At 55.8% G+C, this 21,120-nt stretch carries 14 protein-coding genes; 8 read left to right on the top strand and 6 right to left on the bottom strand.

Features of this window, described 5'->3' with window-relative positions; translation table 11 throughout:
- Positions 1-26: 26 nt before the first annotated feature.
- The 3 genes from flgC (at position 27) to LOC70_RS16865 (ending at position 2,545) form a co-directional block, all read left to right on the top strand.
- Positions 27-446: a flagellar basal body rod protein FlgC gene (gene flgC / locus LOC70_RS16875; RefSeq protein WP_230255161.1), complete on the top strand. Its 420-nt coding sequence runs from the start codon at positions 27-29 to the stop codon at positions 444-446.
- A 64-nt stretch (positions 447-510) separates the two neighbouring features.
- Positions 511-897, top strand: a complete 387-nt coding sequence (fliE, locus tag LOC70_RS16870; protein WP_230255160.1) for a flagellar hook-basal body complex protein FliE — start codon at positions 511-513, stop codon at positions 895-897.
- A 10-nt stretch (positions 898-907) separates the two neighbouring features.
- Positions 908-2,545: a flagellar M-ring protein FliF C-terminal domain-containing protein gene (locus LOC70_RS16865; RefSeq protein WP_230255159.1), complete on the top strand. Its 1,638-nt coding sequence runs from the start codon at positions 908-910 to the stop codon at positions 2,543-2,545.
- A gap of 58 nt (positions 2,546-2,603) precedes the next feature.
- On the opposite strand, the gene LOC70_RS16860 is transcribed toward LOC70_RS16865, so the two are convergent.
- The gene (locus LOC70_RS16860) at positions 2,604-3,377 is read right to left on the bottom strand and encodes a hypothetical protein (RefSeq protein WP_230255158.1); all 774 of its coding nucleotides are present in this window, start codon (positions 3,375-3,377) and stop codon (positions 2,604-2,606) included.
- A gap of 251 nt (positions 3,378-3,628) precedes the next feature.
- On the opposite strand from LOC70_RS16860, the gene LOC70_RS16855 reads away from it, so the two are divergent.
- Positions 3,629-4,141, top strand: a complete 513-nt coding sequence (locus LOC70_RS16855) for an SET domain-containing protein (protein WP_230255157.1) — start codon at positions 3,629-3,631, stop codon at positions 4,139-4,141.
- 231 nt (positions 4,142-4,372) lie between these two features.
- Complete coding sequence (locus LOC70_RS16850; protein WP_230255156.1) at positions 4,373-5,506, top strand: cysteine desulfurase family protein; 1,134 nt, start codon at positions 4,373-4,375, stop codon at positions 5,504-5,506.
- A gap of 226 nt (positions 5,507-5,732) precedes the next feature.
- Here the strand turns inward: LOC70_RS16850 and LOC70_RS16845 are convergent, their stop codons facing one another.
- Both LOC70_RS16845 and LOC70_RS16840 read right to left on the bottom strand, forming a co-directional pair.
- Positions 5,733-7,868, bottom strand: a complete 2,136-nt coding sequence (locus LOC70_RS16845; RefSeq protein WP_230255155.1) for a hypothetical protein — start codon at positions 7,866-7,868, stop codon at positions 5,733-5,735.
- Complete coding sequence (locus LOC70_RS16840; protein ID WP_230255154.1) at positions 7,868-8,014, bottom strand: hypothetical protein; 147 nt, start codon at positions 8,012-8,014, stop codon at positions 7,868-7,870. Before LOC70_RS16840 ends, LOC70_RS16845 begins: the two co-directional genes overlap by 1 nt.
- A 721-nt stretch (positions 8,015-8,735) precedes the next feature.
- On the opposite strand from LOC70_RS16840, the gene LOC70_RS16835 reads away from it, so the two are divergent.
- Positions 8,736-10,598, top strand: coding sequence for a response regulator (locus tag LOC70_RS16835; protein ID WP_230255153.1), 1,863 nt, complete (start codon positions 8,736-8,738; stop codon positions 10,596-10,598).
- A 188-nt stretch (positions 10,599-10,786) separates the two neighbouring features.
- Here the strand turns inward: LOC70_RS16835 and LOC70_RS16830 are convergent, their stop codons facing one another.
- Positions 10,787-12,568, bottom strand: a complete 1,782-nt coding sequence (locus tag LOC70_RS16830) for an NADPH-dependent assimilatory sulfite reductase hemoprotein subunit (RefSeq protein WP_230255152.1) — start codon at positions 12,566-12,568, stop codon at positions 10,787-10,789.
- 132 nt (positions 12,569-12,700) lie between these two features.
- Here LOC70_RS16830 and folD point away from each other — a divergent pair, with 132 nt between their 5' ends.
- A complete protein-coding gene (gene folD, locus LOC70_RS16825) occupies positions 12,701-13,603 on the top strand; it encodes a bifunctional methylenetetrahydrofolate dehydrogenase/methenyltetrahydrofolate cyclohydrolase FolD (RefSeq protein WP_230256181.1) in 903 nt (300 codons plus the stop codon).
- A gap of 148 nt (positions 13,604-13,751) precedes the next feature.
- Here the strand turns inward: folD and LOC70_RS16820 are convergent, their stop codons facing one another.
- Positions 13,752-15,221, bottom strand: coding sequence for a hypothetical protein (locus LOC70_RS16820; protein WP_230255151.1), 1,470 nt, complete (start codon positions 15,219-15,221; stop codon positions 13,752-13,754).
- Positions 15,222-15,549: 328 nt separating this feature from the next.
- Here LOC70_RS16820 and LOC70_RS16815 point away from each other — a divergent pair, with 328 nt between their 5' ends.
- A complete protein-coding gene (locus LOC70_RS16815) occupies positions 15,550-18,306 on the top strand; it encodes a hypothetical protein (RefSeq protein ID WP_230255150.1) in 2,757 nt (918 codons plus the stop codon).
- Positions 18,307-18,411: 105 nt separating this feature from the next.
- Here LOC70_RS16815 and LOC70_RS16810 read toward each other — a convergent pair whose 3' ends face one another.
- On the bottom strand, positions 18,412-20,853 hold the full coding sequence (locus LOC70_RS16810; protein WP_230255149.1) for a PAS domain-containing protein: 2,442 nt from the start codon (positions 20,851-20,853) through the stop codon (positions 18,412-18,414).
- Positions 20,854-21,120: the final 267 nt, after the last annotated feature.

The raw sequence follows: 21,120 nt of genomic DNA, 5'->3' as shown, positions 1-21,120 counted from the left end.
TTCTCATTTTCCTTTTGGAGATCGCCATGATCAGTGCACTGGATATCAGCACCTCCGCGTTGGTGGCTCAACGCACACGGCTCAACGCGATCTCAGGCAACATTGCCAACATCTCGTCGCTGGTGGACGAGAACGGCAACCCAAGCCCCTACAAAGCTCGCCAAGTTGTCTTTCAAACCGACGAAACCGCCAGCCCAGGCGAAGCGGCCGGCGTCAAAGTCTCGGAAGTGATGGTTGACGAATCGGAGCCGCTTTACCGCTACCAGCCAGAACATCCGCTGGCCATCCAAGAAGGGAAATGGGAAGGCTACGTGGCCTATCCTAACATCGACCTGACCACGCAGATGGTGGACGCACTCGAGAGCACTCGCGCCTACGAGGCCAACGTGGGCGTGATCGAAATCAGCAAGAACATGAGTCGACAACGACTCACCATCTTGGCCTAAACCATTTGCTGCTCACATGAGCCGGGGATGCACCGTTTCCCAAACCCTGCCGTACTGATTTTCCATGCGTCCCGTCGCTTCGTTCCGTCCGCCGCCCACCTTCAGCCAACTGCAAGGTGGTACGTCATCGCAGATGGGCAGCGCGGGACAAAGTGAAGGCACGCAGAACAATCAAGCGTTCTCGTTGCTGGATCCAGACGCAACCAACGCATCATCCAATGACTCCGCCTTCGGCGAACTTGGCGACCTTTTGATCAACCAAGTCAAAGGCGTCAATGCGATGCAAAACAACGCCGACGCAATGGTTCATTCCATGCTCACCGGCGGCGACGTCAACGAAGCGGAAGTGTTGACGTCGGTTCAAAAAGCCGACCTGGCGTTTCGAATGCTGATGCAGATTCGCAACAAGCTGATGGACGCCTACCGCGAAATCCAACAAGTTCAGATCTAACTAGTTCGCCATGCTTCAAAACGCACTCGACCAGTTCCGCAGCGTCTACGCATCGATGCCAGTCCCCTCGCGAATTATCGCGGGACTGCTGCTGACCGCGATTGTGTTGGCGCTCGGGTTCTTGGTGCGTGGAAGCACCACGACGAGCACGGAATACTTGCTGGGCGGTCGAACCTTTAGCGAACGCGACCTGGACGCAGCAGAAGTTGCTTTCGGCAACGCCGATCTTCGCGGCTGGGTTCGCGACGGTCGTCGCATCAAGATTCCCATCGAGTCACGCAGCGAATTCTTGAAGGCTCTCGAAAGCTCCGCCTCCCTTCCGCTTTCGCTTCGCACCAGCGTGCAAGCCGCGATCGATCAAGCCACGCCGTTCGAATCCAATGAACAACGCATGGCTCGGCAATTGAACGCGAAGACTCGCGACATCGCTCGCAGCATCATGATGTTCGACGATGTGCGAACCGCAACGGTGGAGTACGACCAAGGCGAACGCATGGGACTTTCGCGAGCAAGGCCTCAATCAGCAAGTGTCACCGTTGAACCTGAAGGCATGGATCCGCTGCCGCGCGCTCGCATCATGCAAATCAAAGACATGGTCCGATCCTCGTTTGCGGGCATGTCACCAGACGACGTCGTCGTCACGGACACCAATGGTGACTCGACATTCGAACTGGCCGATGACGACGATCCATTGTCTCGGAAACGTCGCGAAGAAGAACTGCGGTTCGAACAAAAGATTCGCAATCACTTGATGGGATACGGAAAAATTCACGTGGCCACCCACGTGGAAATTGATCCGACCATGAGCACCGAAAAAGCCAAGCTGACCTACGCGGATCAGCCTACCACGCTCAACGAAACCTCGCGCAAACGCGAGACGGAATCCTCACGCCCGGTGCCTGGCGGAGTCCCGGGAGCCCAGCCCAATGCATTGAGCAGCAACCGTCCCGTCAAACTGGATGCGTCGGCTCAAACCACCAAGACCAAAGAAGACGAGCGATCAAGCAACCGTGTAGCGGGTCAAGAATACGAAACCATCCGACTCGCGGGCCTGCCGGTCAAACGCGTGAAAGTCTCGATCGGACTGCCGCGAAGTTACTACAAGAAAGTTTGGACGAAGCAGCAACTGGAAAGCAATCCGGACGCAACGGTCGATGACATCACACCAATGGAAACGTCGGACTTGGTTGCATTGAAAGAACAAACCGAGACCGAAATCCAGCAAGCCGTGACGGCGTTGCTTCCCGATGTCGCTGCTGGTGAAGACCGGTTCCCATTGGTGCAAGTCTGGGACTACATCGACCTGCCCGAACCCGAATTGGATGCACCCGCCACCACCGCCATTGCCATCTCATGGCTGTCGGATTCGTGGCAGACTTTGGCGATGCTCGCCTTGGCTGCCGCGGCACTCTTTATCGCTCGCAGCAGCGTGAAATCGTTGGGCGGAAACGCCGATCCAACGGACTTCAAAGAAGGATTTGGATTGGAATTACCCGCCCCACCGATCAACGTGGAAGAGTCGCCTGAAAAAGTCGAGGCGATGGAGATCACAGGTGGAACGTTGCAGGAAGAACTGGTCACGCTGGTTGAAGGCAACCCTGAGGTTGCCGCCAACGTTATCCGAAGCTGGGTCGGCGAGGCCGCCTAAACCAACTGCGTGCACCTTCACCGCGATGCGGCAGTCGATGCCGTTGTGTAGTGGCCGATCAGTGATCGCAGCTGTCGCAACCCGATTGGCAATTACCGAGCTGGCAACCACCATTCTGGCAACCATGACCGTGTGCATGTCCTCCCGTGCAATCGCAATTGCCGATGACATGGGGGCTGGTGTTGCGGCAACGGGTGCGAGTCTCATCCGCGTAGCCTGCCCAGATGCCGGAGTACGAAGGTCGGCTGCGGAAGTATTCCAAAATGGAGCTCGGCGGTGGCAACGCTGGTGCCTGGTGAGGTCGACATTCGCTCAACCCGACATTGCAACCAGCTTGGCAACCTTCGACGATTTCGCCGCAAGTGTTGCAATCTTTTTTGCTCGCCAAGCCCTTCAACTTAGCCCCCAATCCGCACGAAGAGCAGCTTTGGCACCCAGGTTCCACCAACTCACCGCATGAACTGCAGCCGGCCCCAAAGTGCTTTCGCAAGTTGAACTTTGGACCGCAACTGCTGCATCCTGGCGTTTGGCATGGTCCCGCTGAATCGCATCCACCGCAATCGGCGGATGGACGAACCACATAAGGATTGATGACCGGCGATGGCTGGCCCGGGAACGACACCGTTTGCGTCGAACTGGCAACCACAGAATGTTGTGGCATGACAACATCAGATTCGTTCGCATGATTCAACACAAGCGAATCACCGCTTGCTTGTTCCTCCGACGCCTCTTGGGTCCACTTGCCAAGCAAGGAATCCAAGTCCGCGTGAGCTGTTGTACCGACCATCGCACAGGCCACTACAAAACCAAAGGAGAACAACGAACGCGACATGGGACATTCCTATGAATTGGAAACCAATCAATCGAGGCGGTATCGGTGGCATCGACATGCCCCCCCTCCACTGTGAACCCTTTCTTTGTGGTCTCGCGTAGTCGGCACATTCGTTCCAATCTGATTGATGGTCGTGCCACCGTTAACGCCGTTACAAATTCACATGTTTGCTCGTTGACGACAGGCTCTGCTTTCGCAATGCTTGCGAGATCCGTCCCTGAATTCCCTCTCTTTCTCGAGCCAAGATTCGAATGTCCGCACTGGATAAACAACGCCGCAAGAAGCTCCAAGCTGTCGTTGATCGAGATTATGCCTACCGCTCTTACTACGACGATGACATCGAAGTCAAAGGAACGGGCCGTTGCGGATTCGGTGTTTATGCAGCAAGGCAATTTCAACCGGGTGAATTGGTCTTTGAAGTCACAGGACAACTGATCAACAAGAAGCACTACGAAGGCAGTGAATACGTCATGGATCTGCACGAGGACTGGTACCTCGAACCCAGCACTCCCGGCGCGTTCATGAACCATTCGTGCAGTCCCAACTGCGAATTGGTTCAGTTAACGGATTTTTCGTTGGGCGTGGTCGCGATCTGCAACATCGAGGCTGAAACTGAAATCACTTTCGACTACGCGTGGGAAGCCTTTGACTGGAATCCTAAATGCCAGTGCGGTGCCCGCAATTGCCGTGGATGGGTGGTTGCACAAGAGGAAGTCAAAAAGATGAAGCGTCTGGCGAAAGGCCGGAAAAACAAACCTCGCTGATCTCTCTCTTGCAGAGCACAAAGCAATGCAGGGGGCCTGGTGAGTGATCAGTAGCGTTGGCTCACCCGCTGAGCTCGCAAATTCCGCGAAAGTCGCAAGTAGGCTGAATCGCCGCCGGTCACGCTCCTTCCCCGCAGACGGTTTTGGAGGGGCGGTGGCTGGAATCGTGGAGCAAAGGGGTTAATCTGGAACATTCGCGTCCATTGCTTTGCTCCCGATGTTTTTCCCGCCGTGTCGCTGATCTACCTCGACTTCAATCGCACCACACCGATGGCTCCTTCGGTGATCGAAGCGATGCAGCCCTATTGGTCGACGCACTTCATGCTGCCGACGCAATCACACGTCCACGCGTCGGCGGTGAACGAAGCGATCGAAAGCGCCCGCGAATCGGTGGCTTTTTTGATCGGTTGCGAACCGTTTGAGCTGGTCTTCACCAGTGGTGGGACCGAAGCCAACAATCTTGGCATCCTCGGTGCCGCGGAGTGTGACCGAACTTACGATCCCGTCGAAGGCCCGCCGCACCTGCTGATCAGCACGATCGAGCACGACGCTGCGATGCAGGCCGCACTGCAACTCGGACGAATGGGATGGGACGTTGAACTGGTCCCCTGTGATTCCAACGGCCATGTGGATGCGGACGAATTTGAAAAACGTTTCCGCGAATCGACACAGCTGGTTTGCCTGCAGCTTGCCAACCACGTGCTCGGCACCGATCAACCTGTTCAGGAGCTTGCCGATCGCTGTCGCCATCGCGGCATCCGCGTTCATTGCGACGCAACTTCGGCGGCTGGAAAGATTCCCATCGATGTCACACAACTCGGTGTCGACACGTTGGCGATCAGTGCTCACAAGATGTACGGCCCCAAAGGCAGCGGTGCGTTATTTGTCCGCCGAGGGTTGGAACTGAAACCGATTTTGTTTGGCGAGAGCCGAGAAATGGGACTTCGGGCGGGCAGCGAAAACGTTCCCGCCATCGTTGGTTTCGGGTGTGCCGCATCCATGGCCGGTAAATGCATCAATGATGCTCATGAGACGCTGCGTGAGCTTCGCTCGCGTCTGATTGACGGGCTGCGAACCAATCTCGGAGACAACGTCACCATTTTTGCAGAGCATAACGACGGCCTACCGAATACGGTCACCGTTCAAATGCCGGTCGAAGCAAAACGCATTCAAAAAGCCGCACGACATTTGGTGCTGGCTTCAGCCCAATCAGAATCCCCACCAGACGAAATGACCCGTGTGCTGCGGGCCATCGGCTGCACCGACAAACAAATTGGCCGCTGCATTCGCGTCTCGGTGGGTTGGACCACCAGCCGAGACCAGATCGATCGTGCGGTGAACCTGCTGACCGAAGCGTCCGACTGAACGCCTCGAGATGTCCGCGGTTAGATAACACGCTTGAGTCTTGGTACGGGTACCGTGCGAATCGCCAGCCGAAGCCAAGGCTGACCGTCCATTGCTTGGCGGGGAAGTCAGCAATGCTTTGCACCCAAAAGAAAACGGCTCGCATTCCAAAGGAACGCGAGCCGTTTTTGGTTTGTCAAAACTCGCCGGGTGACGGTCCGTCACCCGTTGAGAATCGAGTCAAAGCTCACTGACCGCAGTTGGTGCAACCAGCACCGGTTTGCATGACGGGAGCAGCAGGAGCTGCTTCGACGACTGGAGCAGCTTCATAGCTGACAGCAGCCGCGCCACCGCAAGAGGTGCAACCAGCACCGGTCGAAACGCCAGCAGCACCAGCACCGTAAACAGGAACTTGAACAGTGGTTGGGACTTGCTTGCAGACCTGAACTTGAACTTCCTTCATCGTTTGAACAGGAACGCAAACGCTGTAGGTTTCTGGCACTTCTTCGGTGACGGTGTCATAGACAGTCACGTTGTAGGTGCGGGTACGAGTTTCAGGAACGTTGACCGTGTACGAAACTTCGCGAGTACGCTGTTGAGTTTCCATACGAGTCTTGTTGACCGTACGAGTACGCTCTTCAGTCGTCATGGTCGTTTGAGGAACCATGCGAGTGCGAGTTTCCATGCGGGTCTTCTGGACTGGGATCGAACGAGTACGAGTCTCGATACGAGTCTTGGTCACAGGAACCGACTTCGTGCGAGTTTCGGTCTTGTAGCTCGTGACGTTGTATTCACGAGTACGCTCTTCTTGACGGCACTTCTGAACAGTAACCGTACGGGTACGCTCTTCGGTCGTCATCGTCGTGTAAGGAACCGTACGAGTACGGGTTTCCATACGAGTCTTTTGGACAGGAACCGTACGAGTACGAGTTTCAGTCTTCATGGTCGTCACAGGAATTTCGCGGGTGCGAGTTTCCAAGCGAGTCTTTTGGACAGGAACTTCGCGGGTGCGAGTTTCGGTCTTGTAGCTCGTGACGGTGTACTCACGAGTACGCTCTTCGGGACGAGTCTTTTGAACCTTAACCGTACGGGTACGAGTTTCGTTTTGGTACTTGGTCACGTTGACCATACGCTCACGAGTCTCGGTACGGCACTTGGTGACAGGAACCATGCGAGTTTGAGTCTGCGTGGTGTAGCTGGTCACGTTGTAGGTGTAAGGAACTTGTTCCGTTTGACGCTGGTACGAAGTAACAGGCACTTCTTCGGTGACCAAGTTCGGCACGTAAACGCGACGGTAGGTCACGGCAGGAGCACAAGCCGATCCGGCTGCAGCACCAGCAGCAGCGACGCTTCCGCATCCGCCACCACAAGCCGACGAACCACATCCGCTGGTGCAAGGTGCACACGATCCGCAGCTGCTTGCACATCCGCCACAAGCCGAAGACGAGCCACAGCCCGAACCAGCAGCGTAGACGCCAGCGCCATCACCGTAAGCACCACCAGCTGCAACAGCTTGGCACTCGTATCCGCCCAAGTCCTTGGTGACCGTCTTCATCGTGGTCACAGGAACGCACTTCGAAACGGTGCGATAAGCGGTCTTGGTTTCGGTCACAGGAACGCGAACGGTGTAGCTTTGCTCCACTTGCTCGGTGTAAGGGACCTGAACGGTGTAGCTTTGTGCAACTTGCTCAGTCACAGGAACGCTGACCGTGTAAGTTTGCTCAACTTCTTCGGTGTAAGGCACGTTGACCGTGTAGGTCTGCGTCTTCGTTTCCGTGACGGGAACCTGAACCGAATAGGTTTGAGTCAAAGTTTCGGTGTAAGGAACACAAACTTGGTAAGTCTGAGTTTGCGTGCTCGTGACAGGAACTTGAACGGTGTAAGTTTGCTCAACGTTCTCGGTGTAAGGCACGCACACTTGGTACGACTCTTCGCGAGTTTGTTGAACAGGAACTTGTACCGTGTAAGTTTGCTCCACTTGCTCGGTGTAAGGCACGTTGACCGTGTAAGTCTGAGTCTTGGTCTCAGTGACAGGAACCTGAACCGTGTAAGTTTGCTCAACTTGCTCAGTGTAAGGCACGCACACCTGGTACGACTGCTCGACGTTCTCGGTGTAAGGAACCGACACTTGGTAGGACTGTTCGACTTCGGTCGTGACAGGAACCTGAACGGTGTAGGTTTCTTCTTCGGTGTAAGGAACTGCGACTTGAACGTCGTAGGTTTCCGTACGAGTTTGAGTTTGAGGCACGTTGACCGTGTACTCTTGCGAGCGTGATTCAACGCGAGCGACCTGCTTGGTCACACTACGCATGCGGGTTTGCGTTTGACGTTGGTACGTGGTCGTCGGAACCATCCGAGTTTCAGTCACGTACTGCGAACGCATTACCGTCTGCGTTTGGTAGGAAACGGCTGGAGCACACGCGTCAGAACCTGCGTATCCTCCACCAACAACAGTGGCACCACCGGCATCAGCGACACATCCGCCACCGTTTGCGCAGCCACCACAATCTCCGCATCCTGCGTAGACATTGACAGCGAAAAGCATCGCCGCTGTCAGTCCAAGAAACATCCGTAATACGTTCGATCTCATCAAAAAACCTCCAAAATGCTCACAGCCTGTGAGGCAACAGAAGAAACACGGGAAAGCTTTAACGGCTGCGTACTTTGGGCGAACGACGCCCGTCACCCCAAAATGTAGGTACCAGGTAAGCAGTGTCAACAATGAGGTGAATCATTCGCCCCGAGAAAGCTTAGTTTTTGTTCAGTCATCCCAGAAACTTCATCTTTCCAGGACCGATGCAGTTTGAGTAAGCGAGAAACTGCCATCAAACGCGCATCAAGCTGGGCGACTTTTTTGAAAAACGCTCAAGTTCCTCACAGAAACAACCGATGGCGACTCGAACGGTGCTCGCTGCGAAGCGCCATCAGACTGTGCACGCAAACGTCGCGAACGCATGGCTCGCAATCACTCGACGTGGACGTCAACAGCTCGACCGAGGCCGGGTCAGAGGTCAGCCGTTGATCCAAACAGCGCCCGGACAAACGCTTCGCGCCAAGAGTTGGGCCGATTCCTAGCTGGTCGCGTAGAATGTTGAAGCGAAAAATAAAACCCCGAGGAAATCTGTAAAAATTTCCTGTACGTGGTTCCCAAACGGAACCTGAAAGACGACGTTACAAGAGCACGGTTCGCCGAAACCCGCGAACTGTCGAGATCGAATCGGGGCTAGATTGCAACGGGGAGTTAGGATCCATGCCAAAGATCATCTGTGTCGGCGTCCCGAACTCGCCCCCGGACTTGGCCTCCATCCCGGAGTCTCTGCTCAACATGAGCCGGTCTGGAAGTGGCGATGCGACCGCTCCACCTCCGCTGGACCCCAGCACGATTGAATGGGTGATCTGCGAATCCATCGTTGACGCATTTCCGTTGCTGGAGGAAGAAGACGTCGACGGCATTTGGATGGATCGATCCAGCCTGCCGCAAACCTCCGAAATTCGCGGGATGATGCAAAGCGGGCTGATGCTGCGCGACATGCCCGAGGGTGTCGCGTTGCTGGACGCTGACCTGCGAGTGATCTGGGCCAACCATCGATTGCTGGAATGGGCGGGCCGTCCCGCCGGCACGCCATTGGGGATGACGTTTTACGAACTGCTGCACAACCCTGAAATCATGGGTCCGGACTTTTGCCCCTTCCACACGGCTCTGGCCACCGGTGACGAGAGCAGCTCCACACTGCACAGCTTGGACAATCAATACTTCCAGGTCCACGCCGCTCCGGTTCGCTCCGCCGAGTCACCTCGCAACCTGATCGTGACGGTGGGCGAGATCACCGACGAGATCTTGCAGCAACAGAAGCTCGCCGCGATTCACCAAGCCGGCCGCGAATTGGCCGACTTGCGTCCCAATGAAATCTTCATGATGGAAGTGGACGACCGGATCGATTTGCTCAAAGACAACATCCAACACTACCTCCGCGACTTGCTGAATTTCGAAGTCATCGAGATTCGTGTTCTGGAACAAACCACGGGCAACCTGATTCCGCTGCTGAGCGTTGGAATTGACGAAGAGGCTTCGGATCGTCGGCTGTCGGCTCATCCCCGCGAGAACGGCATCACGGGTTACGTTGCTGCCAGCGGCGTCAGCTACGTTTGCCATGATGTGCAAAACGACCCGCTGTTCATCCCGGGTGTTGCCGACGCCAGAAGTTCTTTGACAGTTCCTTTGGTGCTACACGATCAAGTTCTGGGAACCATCAACGTCGAAAGCCCCGACGTGGCTGCCTTCAGCGACAGCGACCTTCAATTCCTGGAAATCTTCGCGCGAGACATCGCATTCGCACTGAACACTCTGGAATTGCTGGTCGCTCAAAAAGCCAACACCGCCCAGCAAAGCTGCGACGCAATCCACAGTGCGGTCGCATTGCCGGTGGACGCGATCTTGAACGACGCGGTTCATGTGATGGAAGGCTACATCGGACACAGTCCAGAAGTGATGGACCGACTGCGTCGCATCCTGCAGAACACGCGAGACATCAAACGAACGATCCAACAGATCGGTCAGAAGATGACTCCGCTGGAAGCCGTTCCAGCCGACGAAAAGAAGGACCAGAACGCGATTCTGCGTGGGCGACGCATCTTGGTGGTCGACGAAGACAAACAGGTTCGCGAAGACGCCCACCAACTTCTCGAGCGTTATGGTTGTGTGGTGGAAACCGCTCACGAAGGCGACGAAGCCGTGCTCATGGTCCGGCGGAGTGCCGGCGACGATAGCTACGACGCGATCATCAGCGACATCAAACTTCCTGACTACAGCGGGTATCAGCTGATGCTGCGTCTGGAGAAAGTCATGTCGCACGTTCCGATGATCTTGATGACTGGCTTCGGCTACGACCCGGGACACTCGATCGTGAAGGCCAAGCAGAACGGTTTGCATCCTAAGGCCGTGCTGTTCAAGCCTTTCCGTTTGGATCAACTGATCGATGTTTTGAAAACGGTGATCGAAGCCAACCCCAACGTTCAAAATCCTCCGGGCGAGGATGCCAGCAGTTCCGACGACGACGAAGGTGGCGACCCCGCCGCATCCGGCGGATCTCACAGAACCGATTCGATGTGCTGAGCACGATCAACAGTTGAAGCGAAGGCAACCGGCGAAGCGAAGGCAGCGATTGGAGTATCGGAACGGCAATGCTTGATGGCGGCTACTGGCTCGATCAAATCTCCTTCAACAACCAGTACCCAACGAAAATCGCCACGTCATCCAAGACGTGGCGATTGATGTTTCTATCAAGCGAATGCTGCTGTCGATCAAGCAGGCATCGGCGCCGCTTCGGCCAACTCAGCGAGTTTTTCAGCACCGACTCGGTCGCAGAATGTTCCCAGCGATTCGCCTTCTTCGCGATTGGCTTTGAAGGCGGCAAAGATGCCGGTCAGCTCAGCAGCCACCTCTGCATCGGGCACTTGATCTTTGTAGATGTACGCCAGTCGGTTCCCTAACCAGCCGCCACCCGCGAACAGGGTGTACTTCCCAACCGCGCGCCCCACCAATGCCAAGTCGGCGTTGTAAGGTCGGGCACAACCGTTCGGGCATCCGGTCATCCGGATGGTGAATCGCTCGTTGCTGAGCCCCAATTTTGCCAACGGTTCTTCGATCGAATCGATGATGCTGGGCAATCGCCGCTCGGATTCAGTGATTGCCAAACCGCAAGTTGGAAGTGCGACGCAAGCGATGGACCAACGACGGACCGTGCTGGTTTCCTCCGTCGTGCGAACGCCATGCTTCTGCAGAATCGCGGTCAACTCTTCTTTCTCAGACGGATCGATATCGCAGAAGATCATGCTTTGATGGCTGGTCAATCGAATTTCACGATTGAAGTGGCCACAGACTTCACGAATGGCCGCTTTCAGTTGCGTTTGCTCATTGTCGTACAAGCGTCCGTTTTCGACGTTCAAGCCATACGACAATTTGCCGTCGCCTTGTTCCTGCCATCCCATGTGATCGTCGAATTCGTGGACGTCGTCCTCGGTGCAATCCTGAAGAGGTCCGCCGAAGACTTTCTCAACCTCCGCACGGAATTTTTCGACGCCCCAGTCCGCGACCAAGTACTTCAAACGAGCGACTTTGCGATCGCTCCGGTTGCCGTTGTCACGCTGAACAATGATGACCGCTTTGGCGACATCGATCGCTTGTTCCGGAGTGACAAAGGCCATCCGCTTGGCGAGTGCGGGGAAGGTCTTCGCCGCACTTGGTGTGCGTCCCATCCCGCCACCAACACTGACGTTGTAACCAATGATGTTTCCATCACGGATCACCGCGAGGAAACCGAGGTCCTGCGTGTAGATGTCGATGCAGTTGTCGTCGGGAAGTGCGATCCCAATTTTGAACTTTCGCGGCAAGTAGGTCGGTCCATACAGCGGTTCGTCAATCACCGGAGCGCTGGTCGCTTCCGGTTCGCCGCCACCTGCCAAACTCTTTTCGCCGGTGTCTGGATCGGTGATCCAAAGTTCGTGATAAGCCGGCGTTTGCGGTGCCAGAGCTTCCGTGAGCTCGTCCGTGAATTCGTTCAACTGCGAATGGATGCCACCAACTCGCTTTGCGGGGCAGCACATGATGTTTCGGTTGACGTCACCGCAAGCGGCCAAGGTCGACAATTCGACCTCGTTGATGCGGCGGATCGTCTCACGCAGATCGCTCTTCAGAATTCCATGCAATTGCAACGTTTGGCGAGTCGTGATCTTTAGCGTCGAATCACCCAGTTCATCACACATGTCCAAGTGCGCGACCATTTGGTGCGAACTGAGCCGGCCACCCGGAATTCGGCAGCGGATCATCATCGAGTACGCCTTGCCGCCGCCCGATTTCTTCAGCTCTTTTCGCTTGTCGCGATCGTCTTGCTGGTAGGTGCCGTGAAACTTCAACAATTGAATATTCGAATTGTCGAAGTGGTCCACTGGATCCGCCAATTGCTCTCCAATCGTGCCCGACAGGAACTGGCTCTCTTGTTTGATCTTCTCAACCGGGCTCAGCTTCACTGGCTTCGCAGTTGCGTCGGTTTGGGGAGCGTTCGTGGAGGAAGCGTCGGTAGACATCGAGTCAAAAATCCTGTGTGATTTGCGTCGACCAAAGGCGGCCGATATTTCGTTCTCGGCCATTTATACCGATTAATCCAATTTTTCACCATGTCGACCCCGCGTCGACTTCCGCCAAATCAAGGCTTGGGGATGCCCGCTACGCGACTGGACGGCAAGAAAATTGCCGCGGAAATTCGAAGCGAAGTTGCTGCCGATGTTGAATCGTTTGTTGCCGCTGGAAACGCCCCCCCACAATTGGCGGCGATCCTGGTTGGAGAAGACCCGGCCAGCCAGGTCTACGTGCGAAACAAGGAACGAGCCTGCGAAAAAGCCGGAATCGCCAGCCGTTTGGACCGTCTGCCCGCGAGCACGACGCAGGCCGAATTGCTAGCGAAAGTCGCGGAGCTGAACGCAGATCCCGCCGTCAGCGGCATTCTGGTTCAACTGCCTCTGCCAAGCCCCGAAGCGGGCGGCACCGGAATCGATGAACGAGCGGTCTTGGACGCGATCGATCCAATCAAAGACGTCGATGCATTCTCACCGGTGAACGTGGGTTTGTTAATGCAGGGCCGGCCGCGATTCTTGCCGTGCACCCCACACGGGATCGTTCAACTGCTCAGCCGCACGAACATCAGCACCAGCGGCAAGCACGTGGTCGTGGTTGGTCGCAGCGATATCGTCGGCAAACCCATGGCAATGATGCTCGCTCAGAAAGACAGCACCTGCGGACCCGAGACCGCCAACGCCACGGTGACGCTCGCTCATAGCCGCACGCAAGACTTGGCGGAGGTCTGCCGCTCGGCTGATATCCTGATCGCCGCCGTTGGCCGCCCGGAGATGATCCGTGGCGAAATGATCCGCGAAGGTGCCGTGGTCATCGATGTCGGAATCAATCGCGTCGACGACCGTTTGGTCGGCGACGTTGCATTTGCAGAGGCGGAAAACGTCGCTTCAGCGATCACGCCTGTTCCAGGAGGCGTCGGCCCTTTGACCATTGCGATGCTGCTTCACAACACACTGATGGCAGCAAAGATGCAGGCGGCCGGAAACTAGCACTCAGTCGGCAAACAACGCTCAACCGTCAAGGCATCTCCCGCCACAACGTCAATGAACGACTCGCCGTGGCGTTGCCTCGCGGTCATCACCACCGATCGCTGCGATGCTGGTTTTGATCGACATCAATCCGCAAGCTGATCGCCCCTCAGCGAGTCGATGCGAAAGAGTTCGCCGAGTCAGAAATCTCTTGATGGAACGACGCCAGTTCTCGTTCCAGTTGCTGATTGCTGCGATAGAGTTTCACTAGCTTTTCTCGAGTCGTCTTCAACTCGGACGCCAAGTTGTCGTTGTAGCTTTCAAGAGCTTTGCGTTCTTCCTCGAACTGGGCATAGTCCTGTTCGAGCTGCAATTTCTCGGCTTGTCCCGAAGCGGTCATCTTCACGGTCGCATCGATGGCACGCTGCAGCACTTCGTTTTCGTAAGTCAGTTCTTGCGTGCGAGTGTTCAGCTCCGCCAACCGCAATCGAATTCGCCGCAAGACAAATCGGTAATCATTCAGCGGACGGATGTAGTAGGTATCGATCAAGCGAGCGACGTCTTCATCGATCAACGCATCGGCGGCCTCTTCCTTCACGATCAGCAAATCGCCCTTTGAAAACTTGACCTTTCCTTCGGCACCCTGCTGCAACCGGCTGTCGACCGCACGCCCACTTCCGTCAAAAAACCCGCCGTCCAACGCACCACGTTGATCGGGACTGTCGACGACGATGGAGTGATTTTTGGTAAATTCAATTTTGACCCATTTGGTCAACGGCTCGTCATCCGGCAATGAACGCGTGCCATCTCGCAAATATTCCGCTTTGGATTGAGCGGACAACGGTCGGTTCAGCAGGCGATTGACCAGCTCATCGTCGACACGCCCGAAGACGTTGTTGTCGTCCGCGACGCTGCCCTCCGCGATGAAAGGCTCGTGGCCGTCCAACGGTAGCAACTCATAGATCGACCAACTGACCGCTTGTCGCCCTTCGATGGCCTGACGCTGCTGCGGCAACAGAGGTGCGGTTGGCTGCAGTGTCACCTGAGTGGGCGACGTCGCCGTCACGCGATACTCGCCCAAGTAGAAAATTGGCACGGGCACGTTCAAATTTGGCTGCGGCCCCTCGGCGAATCCGTAAACCACCAATCCATCCGGGATCAACGGCAGGGGAGCGGCTTCTTCTTCGCCCTCCTCGCCGACGTCGTCCTGCGGGATGCCATCGACCGGATCCGCTGTTTGCGGAGCGGCCAAAACAACCTGTCCGCCGTTGGTGAAATCTGCGTTGGCCAAACGCAAACCGCGCCAGCGGCGGCCGGCTTCGGTTGCTAACTTGGACAATTTCTGGGCCATTGGCAGAACACCTTCCCCCGACATCGGGTCGTTGGGGTCGCCATAGCGCAACTGCAATTGCTCGGCTTCGACCGTCGCCAATCGTGTTTCCAACTCCTCTTTGACTTTGTGCCACGCAGAGCGGCTTTTCAGGGCGCCAGCGACCGGAAACACGAAAATCACGGCCAAAATCGTCGTGATGATGACCGGCGTGATCTGATACCACCGCCAATTCGGAGCCGCTTTCCAGACCAAAATGGCCTGTGCGATCACCACGACAATCAGAACGAGGAGAAGTACGTACTGCATCAGAGAAATAGATTGAGAAGCGGCAGAACTACCAAGAGAGGATCCTTGACGCGTTAGCTTAATCCAGTCCCACGTCGGCTTGCAGAATTTTCGTCAACTTTTCCGATCCGGTCCCCGCTGACGCCTGAGAACAACCGAGTGACCGGCACAACCGGAACATCCGTTACGACGGTGCTCACGTTGCGCCAGTTCGTCCGGTTCGAACCGCACTGACGGTTAAGACGGTCCGTCGGATCGTCCGAAATCAACCTGTGAGAACGCTCGCGCCGGCGGATCCCCGCAATCCAGCCGGTGCCTCGCATCCCAGGTCCTTGAAGGCGAACCGACTGTGACCCAGCACAAAAAACTGTTCATTTGGATACTATCCGGACTCGGCCTCCTGTCGACCTCGGTCGGATGCAATCGGACTCATTATCGCAAGCAAGCCGATAACGAGGCTTACGCTTTGATGGACGAAAAAGCGTCTCACGTGGCCCGTCCGGTGGATCATCCGCTGCGGATCGAGCTGGATCGTCGCAGCCGAATGTACAACCCGTTCGACCTGGACTTCCAACCGATGCCGCTGGATGACCCGGCGTCCTACCGGTACATGCAGTGCGTCGACGGGCGACGCGGGTACCCGATGTGGGAAGCCGCGGGCCTGACCAACACCGCCGAAAGCCCGGATTGGTGGCAGTTCTTGCCACTTAACGAAGACGGCATTCTGGAACTGAACGCGGAGAACGCGGTCCAAATCGCTTTGCTGCACTCCCCTGATTACCAGCGACAACTTGAACAGCTGTATTTGTCGGCTCTGGACGTCTCCAGCCAACGGTTCCAATTCGACACGCAGTACTTCGCGGGATTGGGTGCCAGCTACGCTCACAACGACCGGCGTTTTGGTGCTTTGCGTGATTCGGATTCGATTGTCGCACTGGGAGGCGACGCGGCCCTCACCCGCAACTTCACCACGGGTGCAAACCTCGTTGTCAACTTCGCCAACGAAGTCGTTTGGAACCTCAGTGGAACGGACACCCGAGCCACCAGCACATTGATCGATTTCACGCTGTTGCAACCGCTGCTTCGCGGGGCCGGTCGTGACCGGATCATGGAACTGCTCACGCTCTCCGAGCGTCGACTGCTGGCCAACGTCCGCAACTTCGAACGTTTCCGCCGCGGCTTCTATCTAGAGATCGTCACCGGCCGCAACAACGACAGCAGCGTCAGCCGCTCCGGCGGTACGTTCGCGGCCAACACGGGTGCCTTCACCGGATTTGATTCTGGTTTCGCGAACCTTGGCGGCTTCAGCGGTGGCGGTGTTCCACAAGCGGGCGGGTTCATCGGATTGCTCCAAGACCAACTGCAGATTCGCAACCTGGAAGAGAACATCGCTCGCTTGGGCGAAAACCTGGTGATCCTCGACAACACGCTGATCGAACTGCTAACCACCATTCCCGACGATCCCGAAGCCATCATTCGCCAGCGGCTTCAAATCGCTCAGGCTCGTTCGGCCTTGCTGAACTCCCAAAGCTCATTGGTTTCACGACGTGTTGGCTACCAAAACTCGGTCGACTCATTCCTTCGCGACCTCGGTTTGCCACCCTACATCTGCGTGCAAATCAACGACCCGATGTTGGAACGGTTCGAACTGATCGACCGCACACTCCGCAGCCGCCGCGAAGAGTTGATCGAAGTTCGTTTGGCAACCGGCGAACTCAACATTGAATTGTTGGAGTCGAGCGAGAGCACACTCAATCCAGAAACCGGGTTGCCGGAAATCAAACTGGAGTGGAATGATGAAACGGTTGCACTGGTCAAACGACTGCGTCAATCCATTGAACCACTTGAAGACTTCACTCGCGCACTGATCGACGAAGATCTCCCGCGAGTCGAGGCCGACTTGGAACAACTGAACACGATGATTCCCGAACGACGTGAGCAAACAGAGTCGCTCCTTGCTCTTTACCGCGAGGAACAAGCCACCGTTTGTTCGCTGCTGGGAATTGAAACGGTTGACGAGTCCATCTTTGACCTCGACCCCATTTTGGAACTTGGCGAAGAACTTGGCACCCAATTCAAAGAAATCTCCGGTCGACTGGATGGTTACCGACAGGCGGTCGCGAAGCTGAACCAGCGTATCGATACCTTCTTGACCACCGGTCCGAACTCAACCGACCGAGTCAAAATCGCCGCCGAAGTCCGCAACGATGTAATTCTTGCCAGCCAAGACCTTTTGGCGGCTCTGGGTGACGACGTTCTCGCACTGCAGCTGATCCAAGCCCGCGCTCGCGTCGAATCGCTGGTGCTTCCCGAGGTAGAAATCAGCCCCGAAGAAGCTTTGCAGATCGCTCGCGTCAATCGCCGGGACTGGGCGAATGCTCGTGCGGCCTTGGTCGACACCTTCCGTCGCATCGAGTTCTTCGCGGACGATTTGGAAAGTGACTTGGACGTGGTGGTTTCAGGCGGCTTCACTCGCGACGCCGTGACGAACCTACCTAACAATGACAACACCGCCATCCGAGTCGGTTTGCGTTGGGACGCTCCGATCACTCGCTTGCAAGAAAGAAACACCTACCGACAAGGTTTGATTGAATACGAACAAGCCAAACGATCGTATTACAACTTCGAAGACAGTGTCTGGCAGGGCTTGCGGGCAAGCATTCGTCAATTGCAGGCCAACCGCGTCAACTTTGAACTCGGACGACAATCGGTTCGCATCGCCGCCAACCAACTGGAACTCAACGAGGACATCCGAGCCTTCCGAGACGCTCGCAGTTTGAACAGCGGCCCAACCGCGGCTCGCGATACGATTTCAGCTTTGAGCGACTTGCTGAATTCTCAGAACTCACTGTTGGATATCTTCGTGAACTTCGAAGTCGTGCGTCGCAGCTTGGACCTCGACCTAGGAACGATGGAACTGACGCCCGATGGACTTTGGATCGATCCCGGCCCAATCGAGCCAGATTATTTGCTCGGCTTAGTCGGTACATCCGAGGGCGGATTGATCGACGATTGTGGGATTCAAACCTCCAACGCGTTGTGCCCCACACCAGGATGTGGCATGCCGCTGAAGGAACAACCCAAACAACCGATCTACGGGTTTTGAGTCACACGGGTTTTGATTCTTTGAGATTTGATCCACAGGTCGCCCGATGAGCCGATGCCATCTCATCCGGCGACAATCATTCCGGCGACAACGAACTTGAGTTCGCTACACCGCCGGTTTGTCCGGCGAGGGGTCAACGACCAAACGAGTCACCTTCTCGAGCAAGGTGGCTGAGTCGACCGGCTTGCTCATGTATTCGTCGCAGCCACACTCCAGGCATCGGCGACGATCACCATCCATCGCGTCAGCGGTCAAAGCAATGATCGCTCCGGTGTAGCCAATCCTTCGCAGAGTTCGAGTGGCTTCAAAACCATCCAGGTTTGGCATCTGCATGTCCAACACCACCAAATCCGGCATGCCGCCCGATTCCATTTTGTGGGTTACCCAGTGGACCGCTTGCTGCCCGTCTTCGACCTCATCGACCGTGGCCCCCGCTTGCGACAAAATTCGATTCAACAAGAAACGAATGTCTCGCCGATCGTCCGCCACCAACACATTGCATTGCAACTCTTGGGAACCGACGACACGATTCGCAATCGATCCGACCATCACCGGCTGAGGTTCATCCACCCGATTGATTGCTTCTGCAGCAATGGTATCGGCCCCGCCCAAATCGTCATCGGATGTTTCAGTCACAGCAATCGCTCGCATTCGAAACGAGAAGCAACTGCCCTCGCCATCCTTGCTGCGAACCTGAATCTCGCCGCCCAGCATTGCGGCCAGACGTTGACTGATCACCAAGCCCAAACCGGTCCCACCAAAGTTCCTGACCACGGTCGGATCGCCCTGCGAAAACGGTTGAAAGAGCTTGCCCAAACGTTCCTCTGAAATGCCAATGCCAGTGTCGACGATGTCAAATCTCAATTGCTGGACATCACCATCCAATTCCTTACCGTCCAATTCTTCAGGAGCTTGCTCATAGTGCACTTGCACACGCACATGGCCTCGATGAGTGAACTTGACCGCATTGCCGACCAAGTTGACCAAGATTTGCCGCAGCCGTTTGGCGTCCGCTTTGATCCATCGAGGAGGATCGCCACAGTACTGAACCCGTAACTCGAGATTCTTTTCCCGAGCCCGGACCTGCATGATTTCGCGAACGTCTTCGACCAAATTCACCAGGTCAAAGGACTCTTCATAGAGTTCCATCCGATCGGCTTCGATCTTCGACAAATCCAGAATGTCGTTGATCAGCCCCAGCAGAAAGTCGCCGTTGCGTTGGATTGTCGAGACATAACTTCTGGTTTCCTCATCGATCTGCTTGTCCAAAATCAACTCGGAATAACCCAGGATCGACGTCATCGGAGTCCGTATCTCGTGCGACATACTTGCCAAGAATTGGCTCTTTGCTCGATTGGCCTGCTCGGCCGCGTCCGTCGCTTTTCTCAACGATTGTTCAAAGTCGTATCGATCGGTCACGTCAAATCCAGAAACGATGACCGAGGAAAATTCGCCCAATTCGTCCTTCACCGGAACGAACGAGATGTCGACCATCCGAGCCACTGACTCAAAGCTGCAATACGACACATCAAATCGCGAAGGTTCTCCTTTGCAAGCCGCTTCAAACGCCGACTTCATCTGCTCAGCGACTTGAGCATCATGCGACCACCAAGGTGTTTCCCAAAACAACGCACCAATCACCTGATCCCGCTGCACACCACCCGCATCGACGGCGGCTTGGTTTGCCTCCATCAACCTTCCGTCGCAGCGAATGATGCCAACGAACGAGTTCATGTTGTCGATCACTCGCCGCAGTTGCTCCTCGCGTTCTCTTAGTTCTTCCTTGTGCAATCGTTTGACGGTGATGTCTCTCGAAACGGCTACAAAGTGCTTGACCTCACCAGTGTCATTGCGAATGGGTGTGACGATCACGTCCCACCATTTCGGATTCCCCTTTGCCGTTGCGCACTCGGCTTCGAAGCTCCCCTCGCCAAACTCTTTCGCATCCGCAATCGCTCGCCTGACGAAAGGCTGGGACTGCTCCGGCCAATAGCTCCACCAGGGCCGCTGGTAGTACGGCTCGAAATCCTCGATCTCCATCAAGCACATGCCCTTGACGTTCATCGAAAGCAATTGCCCTTGATCGTCGAGCACTTTCACACAGTCCGGACTGCTTTCCAAAAAGGCTCGCGCAAACTCGTTTGATTCGTGGAGCTCTGATTCGCGGAGCCGGTCTTCCGTAACGTCGACGGCGACCACAATGACGCCGGTGACCGCGCCGTCTTGATACTGCGGGTCGTAGCTCACTTCCCGATAAACAATCGACCCCGAATCGGTATCCGTGATCAATTGCGTTGTTCGCTCACCGCTGATCGCTAGCTCGAAGTGCGGACGCATTACCTCGAAACAATCACCCGACAAGACCTCTTGAATTGGTCGACCAATGAAAGCGTCGGTCAAAGAGGACTCATGGTTACCTTCGCCCGACGGCGAACCAGATGATACCCGCAACGTCCCGGCGTACTCCTGCGCAAATGCGATGTTGACGGTCATCAACCGCAGATCAACATCCATGATCGCAAGGAGTGGCAGAAACGAATGCTTCATGCGAGTGAGAATACAAATCACCTAGTAGAGTGAAACCGTCGCAGCGAGAGGCGACAACTTCCACCGGGTAGCGGACCGCAGAGCAAGACACCACACGATCGGCTGGTTTAAAAACAATCAGTCTGATGTCAACCAGTACAGTAAAGCTCAATCTCAAAGACGACAATCACCAAAATTAGTATTTCGCCAATGATCACAATTGACCGAGTGATTTCACGAAACCAGTTCCGAGCAGCGCCTTAACGCGGCTAAATTGGGCGCATCCAG

This window comes from Rhodopirellula halodulae, assembly GCF_020966775.1.
Lineage (GTDB): Bacteria > Planctomycetota > Planctomycetia > Pirellulales > Pirellulaceae > Rhodopirellula > Rhodopirellula halodulae.
This window is presented reverse-complemented; position numbering and strand designations above follow the sequence as displayed.